Origin of the sequence: Prevotella rectalis, from assembly GCF_900607215.1 — a bacterium.
Taxonomy (GTDB): domain Bacteria; phylum Bacteroidota; class Bacteroidia; order Bacteroidales; family Bacteroidaceae; genus Prevotella; species Prevotella brunnea.
The window spans coordinates 63,829-70,019 of record NZ_LR027821.1 but is presented as its reverse complement, the minus strand read 5'-3'; the positions used below and the strand labels follow the sequence as shown (position 1 = coordinate 70,019).

Below are 6,191 nucleotides of genomic sequence, written 5' to 3'. Positions count from 1 at the left end.
CATCCAAAACTACAATTTGGTCGGCATCGCGAACAGTGGAAAGGCGGTGTGCCACTACTACAACTGTTTTTCCCTTGTAGAACTCCGAGAGGTTTTCTGTAATGGCTCGTTCATTGTTGGCATCGAGTGCATTGGTCGCTTCATCCAGAAAGACAAACATTGGATTCTTATAAACTACCCTTGCTATCAAAATGCGTTGTCGTTGTCCCTGACTGATGCCCTGTCCGTCCTGTCCTATCATCGTGTTGTAAGCCAAAGGCAGGGCTTCGATGTAGTCTGCGATGTTTGCCACACGGGCAGCATGGCGGATGCGTTCGATGTCTGGCTCATCGTCTGGTATGGCAATATTCCTCGCAATGGTATCGGAGAACAGATAGCCCTCCTGCATGACCGCACCGCATTGGCTTCTCCACCAACCAAGATTGTATTCATTCAGATTGGCATTGCCCATTTCTATACTTCCATTCAGTGGCTCATAGAATCCCAAAAGGAGTTTTACGAGTGTGGTCTTTCCGCTTCCGCTTGCCCCAACGATTGCCGTTACCTTACCGTTGGGAATAGAAAGATTGATATTCGACAGAATATTTTTCGGACTGTAGATGTCGTATTTAAAGGAAAGGTCTTTTATCATGAGGGAATGTCCTCCTGTAGTTTCGTCCGTATAGGTGGTATGTGTCCGTTCGGCATTCTCCTCATTGGTCTCGGTATGTATTTCGTTCATGCGATCAAGGCTGATGCTCACGTCCTGCCATGAGTAGATAAATTGAATAAGTTGTTCCACAGGGCTGTTGAGCTGTCCGATAATATACTGTACTGCCAGCATCATACCGAGCGTCATGTTTCCATGTATCACGGCTGTGGCAGCAAGAACGGTAATCAAGATATTCTTTACCTCGTTGATAGTGATGCTTCCTGACTGTTGTACTTGCTGAAGATTGAGTGATTGCAGATTGACCTTGAAAAGGTCGGCTTGCACATCCTCCCATTCCCATCGTTTGCGCTGCTCACATCCCTGCAGCTTGATTTCCTGCATACCGCTTATGAGTTGGTAGCTGACGTTGCGGTTGCGTCCTGCCTGCTCGAAATACTTATAGTCAAGTTGTCTGCGCTTTTTGAGGAAGAGTATAATCCAGCCTGCGTAAAGCGATGTTCCCATGAGGAAGACAAAGAAGATGCCGAGATTATAGACTGCAAGGACGACACCGAAGACAAGGAAGGTGAAGAACGAGAATAGCAGGCTCAGACTGCTTGAGGTGAGGAACTGCTCCACACGTCGATGGTCTTCAATGCGTTGCAAGAGGTCGCCCATCAGTTTGGTGTCGAAGAACTTCATCGGTAGTTTCATCAGCTTGATGAAGAAATCCGATATGAGCGAGATATTAATACGTGTGGAGATGTGAAGGAGTATTTTGGAGCGGATAAAGTCGATGGCAGTACGGCTGAAAAGTAGCATCATCTCTGCCAAGAGCACCAACCATACAAAGCCTATATCCTTTCCTCCTATACCCGTATCTACTATAGCTTGTGTGAGGAATGGAAATACAAGTTGCAGGAGCGAGCCAAGCAACAGACCGAGAATGAGTTGCGTAAAGAAACGCTTGTATTTTTTGAGATACCCCCAAAGGAATTTCAAGCGGTTTTGAGTGGGAACGATTTTCGCATCCTTTTGAGCGCAGAATTGCTCCGTTGGTTCAAGGAGTAGGGCTATGCCTTTCTCCTCGCCGTTGGTCTTGGTGCTTACCCAATGCTCGCAGAACTCCTCTTTAGTATAGGTAACAAGTCCTTTACTCGGGTCGGCAACATATACGGTATATTTTCCTTTCTTGTGCTTTTTTATTTTATATACAACAACAAAGTGATTCTGATTCCAATGAACAATGCAGGGCAAAGGAACTTCAAATGCAAGTGTATCAAAACTTACTCGACCTCCAACAGTCTTGAAACCGATAGTTTCTGCTGCCTTACTGATACCAAGCAAAGAAACACCATCCTTGCCCAAAGAGCAAGAACGACGTAAGCCATCACGTTCTGGTCGCAATCCGTAATACCTCGCTATCATAGCGAGGCATGACGGACCACAATCCATAGCATCGCGCTGTTTGATATTGAAAAAGAGTTTCTTCATTCTACTCCTGTATTTTGGTCATCATTCTTTAGTGTTCTGTCGCGCTTGATCTCTTTATGCGATCCTTTTTGCAGAGTGTAGGTAATATCTATGCCGAAGGCTCTTGCTCGCATAAAATTTGTTTGTGAACCAGAATATGAAGGCAATATGCTTTGCTCTCTGATTTTAGTAAACTTGCTAAATGGAGAGTTCATTATTACTCTTACATTTAAAGCATTCTTCAAGAAAGACTTGCTGACACTGCATGAATATATATTAAAGCTGTGTGTCTTACCCCAAATAGGGTGCATATTCAGATAGTTACCATATTGCAGACTTAATGTCCATTGATGCTTCAATGAAAAGTCGCACATAAAAGTGAGATTATACGATTTTCCGTTATCATAACCTCCAGTATAGTCCTTCATTCTATATAATCCAAAATCACCCGTTAAGGTTAAAGATAAAGGTATGATAGGTTTGTAATTACCATAGAAATTCACCCTATAATCATTCAATGAACTTATATTCATATATTGATTCATATACTGATGCAATTTTTCTGAATAGCTTGGATACAATACAATTGGTCGGTTCTGATGCTTGAATGTGAAACCACAAGAAAAGAACATCGTATTAGAATAAACCATATACGAAGCATCAATAGTATTGATATAAGAACTTTCCAATTCAGGATTACCCATTTCCGCTTTATACTGAGAAGAGTATGTTTTAAAAGGATTAAGCATAAGAATGTCTGGGCGCATCATTCCACCTTTATAAGAAAGTGATAAAGAGGAATTTCCCTTTTGATAAGACACACCGATATATGGAGTTATATTTCCAAAAGTTTTTGAGAAATCTGCTTCTGTCATCTTAGGAAACAACATTTTCATATGAGTATATTCCCACCGAAGCGATGTGTCAAAGGTAAAGTCCTTGACACTGATAGCGTATGAGGCAAAAGCCGATGAGACATCTTGGTGATAACGGATTTGGTCCTGTGCAAAACTTTCATCGGTTTCCGACACCCATTCATTATTTTGATTAAGGGTAAGCAATTCCGTGTCTATTGCTCCCTTTCTAAATATCTGCTTTCCTCCTATCTGCAAATATTGTGTATCATTATCTATTAGAGTAACACTTGCCATAAGGCTGTGTTCATTTAAACCGCCATGCGTTTTGTTTCTGCTCTTTTGCTCAATGTTTGTATTGTCAACAGATGTTTGATTAAAATATCTAATATCAGGATTATAAGTATAGCGATAGCCTGCCATCCAACGCTCTTTACTTTTATCTTTTCGGAACATATTTCTATAAAGAACATTAGATTCAAATGTTCCGGCTGTATTATTGTGCTTAGAAAGAAAAGTTGTGTTAAGTGGCTTTGCCCAACTCTGAACTTTATACCGCTGATTCCAATCAGTGCTCATATCAGTTTGCTTTATCAGTGCATGACCGTCAACATATAGACTGTTCAGACTGTCTATATTAAATACAACCATTGCTCTCAATGTATGCGTTTTCCATTTACCGTCAGATATACCACTTGCTGTATTTTCTTGATAAGCATTTGCAGTAGAATAGATGCCTGATGACTCTACGGGTTGGTTTCTTTGTCCGTCATAACCGAAATTATATCCTAACAAGTAATCAATCTTTTTCTGCGTGCCAACCAAACTCATTCCTGCACCCGCTTTAGGAAGAGTATTAGAATTGCCATTCAATGTAAGTGACCAGTTATCAAAGTGATGTTTCGACGTGATAATGTTGATAATAGCATCTCCTGTATCACCGTCATATCGCCCATCTAAACGAGTAATAACCTCAATCTTTTCAATGGTAGATACGGGAAAAGACCTTAATACTGTTTGCGGATCATATTGTGCCATACGATAAGGCTTTCCGTTCAGATAAATTGAATAAGCCGAACTGCCTTTTACTGTTATATTTCCATTTGGAGTAACATTTACCAATGGTACATGATTAATTGCATCCAATAAATTTAATGCTCGGATATTAGTATCCTTAGAAATGTCATAAATAATACCTTTATCAGACATCTTTATCAACTTTTTTCGAGCAACCACAGTTGCCCCTTCTAATTCCATTGTCTTTACTGACAATAATATATCTAATGACTTACTTTCGGTGAGATTTATGTGTTTTTGCAGTTTGCTGTATCCCAATAAATTAAACCGAATATCGTATTCTCCATCCAATAATTTTACTTGACATATACCTACTGTATCCGAAAAGCATACAAGAGAGTCATGAATACTTTGTATCTCAATTTGTACGTAAGCAAGAGGCTCACCACTATGAGAATCCTTGACGTGGATGATTAGGTTATTTCTTTCTTTTGCTTGTATAACATTGCCAAAAAGATGAAATAACAGTACGAAAAATATCAATTTTATCTTCATTGCTTTATTGTTTTGGAATGGATTTTAACATGTTGATTGCTTTCTCTTTATAGTATGGACATAGTGTTTTTGGAAAATCAGTTGTTTTCCCTTCAATATTTAAAGTTGCCGCCCTACATCCCCCGCTACAAATGTATTTAACTTTGCAATCTTTACAGGTCGGTATATTATCTATAGAAAAGTTTTTTGCAATATCTTTATGTATTTGTGTGTGTATGATATCCTCTATACTATCTGCGAGTAAATTTCCCATCCTATACTCTTTATAATGGAGACTTTGGCATGGGTACACATTTCCTAATGGGTCTACACTTAAAACTCCAATTCCCGCCCCACAATAAAGACGTAGACTATCTAACGGCCGGGTATATGATGATAAGGTAGAGCAATATTCTTCCAATGTAGGCAAAAGTGATAGTTCGGATACTCCATTTGGTACAATGAGTACATTCCTAAAATTGACAGATTGACAGCTACAATACTCTTTAATATTATTGATTTCTGATAGATTACATTTTGAGAATACACTGGTTATGGTTATAGGCAATTCTTTATACTTCTTTTTCAGAAAATCAATATTCTTCCTAAATAAAGAAGGGTTGAAGTTAATACGTGTTTGCCCTACATCAGATAGATTATCACAACTAAAAATCGCACGATCTATATTACCAAAAACTTCATCTGCATATTCATAAGCAGAGAAATCTGTCATACAATTGGATATCAGCTCAATATGAATATCCTTTTTTTTGTTTCTTATTTGTGTAATGATATATGGTAACAAAGGTGTTAGAGATGGTTCACCTCCTGTTATTATGATGCTTTTTGCATATAAAAGAACCTTGTCAAGAATTATATCCCATTTTGTTTTAGGCATCTCAACAAATTCAGACCGTATACTTTTATTATAGCAATATGTGCAATTTAAATTACATTTATAAGTTAGATGTAGATAATAGGATAGAGGATACACTTTACCTATAGTGTCGCAAGTCATTACAGGAGTGTCGGATAGAACGTTATTGTCAATGACGGCTGAATAAACACTCTTAACATATTGATGGTATTTTGTATCCAACTGAGACAAAATAATCGATAGGTCTTTGTATTTGTAAAACAAATCAAATAGAACCAAATCTAACTCGCTTATTCTACAGGCATAATGTCTTATAGTATTATAAAAGATAAAATGTTCATTATCTTTTATAATTAAGAAATGAGGATTATCCAACAACATCATATTCACTATTTCTCTTAAATTTGGAAATTATCATATAGAAGTAACAAGGCATATGATGAGAAAGAATATTCCTTTTCATCATATGCCATAAATAATATTTATCGGCCAGCACCACTACCGTTTCCTGCTCCTCCTGCACAGCCGCATCCACAGCCACAAGCATGGGAGGTATTGTGGTGTACATTATTTGCTTGTACTGCCGCATATTCACCTTGGAATGTAAAAAGCCTTTCAGGAGTTGATGAAACATATCCGCCTAAGACTTTTTCCAGCATTTCATTTGCCAACTTGAAATCATCTATTTTTTTCATATTTGTAGTATTTTTAGTTTAATGCTATAACGTCAGCATTCATAACGCTCTTATTTCACACAGTTTACCGCCAATCATTACGGAAGAGAATTGCTGCGCTGTAATGAATT

General features: G+C 38.2%; 4 protein-coding genes. All 4 read right to left on the bottom strand.

Annotated elements, in window-relative coordinates; genetic code table 11:
* Positions 1-2,086, bottom strand: a 2,086-nt coding sequence (locus E0E16_RS07435) for a peptidase domain-containing ABC transporter (protein WP_439650606.1), incomplete at its 3' end; no start/stop codon positions are given.
* Between the two features lie 35 nt (positions 2,087-2,121).
* Positions 2,122-4,530: an outer membrane beta-barrel protein gene (locus tag E0E16_RS07430; protein WP_025877781.1), complete on the bottom strand. Its 2,409-nt coding sequence runs from the start codon at positions 4,528-4,530 to the stop codon at positions 2,122-2,124.
* Positions 4,531-4,534: 4 nt separating this feature from the next.
* Entirely contained in the window at positions 4,535-5,527 is a 993-nt protein-coding gene (locus E0E16_RS07425; RefSeq protein WP_231728336.1) for a radical SAM/SPASM domain-containing protein, read from the bottom strand.
* 341 nt (positions 5,528-5,868) lie between these two features.
* Complete coding sequence (locus E0E16_RS07420) at positions 5,869-6,081, bottom strand: hypothetical protein (protein ID WP_130829803.1); 213 nt, start codon at positions 6,079-6,081, stop codon at positions 5,869-5,871.
* Positions 6,082-6,191: the final 110 nt, after the last annotated feature.

Coding starts and splice junctions, on each gene's coding strand:
- E0E16_RS07430 (WP_025877781.1), bottom strand. CDS start 4,530: ATGAAGATAAAATTGATATTTTTCGTACTGTTATTTCATCTTTTTGGC.
- E0E16_RS07425 (WP_231728336.1), bottom strand. CDS start 5,527: ATGACTTGCGACACTATAGGTAAAGTGTATCCTCTATCCTATTATCTA.
- E0E16_RS07420 (WP_130829803.1), bottom strand. CDS start 6,081: ATGAAAAAAATAGATGATTTCAAGTTGGCAAATGAAATGCTGGAAAAA.